The 530-nt window shown below is 32.8% G+C and carries 1 protein-coding gene; it reads right to left on the bottom strand.

Annotation, left to right across the window (positions count from 1 at the left end):
• Nucleotides 1–8: 8 nt before the first annotated feature.
• Nucleotides 9–530 (bottom strand): TssN family type VI secretion system protein (locus tag VQ048_RS12490; protein WP_327611963.1); only part of this gene is annotated, 522 nt, incomplete at its 5' end.

Consider the following 530-nt stretch of genomic DNA (forward strand, 5'->3'; position numbering starts at 1 on the left):
AATCTCTTTTAAAAGTTATTTACTCTATCGTTGTCTTTCTCTTTGTTGTATTCAAAATCGGCATCTTCGTCGTTTGAAGTCAAAGCATTCTTTTCATCAACCATATGTTCCGAGCGTATACAGAAAATAACGCTATTTTCTTCAATACCATTCATATATAATGTATATTTAGGATCAATATATTGAGTCGTTTCATACCATTTAGGTTGCTTAAAAAATACCCATTCGTATAGTTTACCATTTTTATCTTTAATTTCAATAGGTTCTGCTGGGTGGCGTTCATTATAGTCCAATACGAAATTAAAAAATAATCTTCCAAAGTCAATTCGTGTAGGACCTTTAGCACGATAGGTACTCAGTTTTTTTGAGTTTCCTTTTCTTCCAATTAGAAAGGTAAAAACCACCAAATCCCTCATTTCTTCATCACTTACGCCTGCCAATTCACGATAGTTTTCGGGGAATTGCCAAGTTAAATAGACTTTTGGTGGGATTTTCATTGCTCTGTTAAAAGTATCATTTACAAATGTTGG

This window comes from Bergeyella anatis, assembly GCF_036016955.1.
GTDB lineage: Bacteria > Bacteroidota > Bacteroidia > Flavobacteriales > Weeksellaceae > JAYWXI01.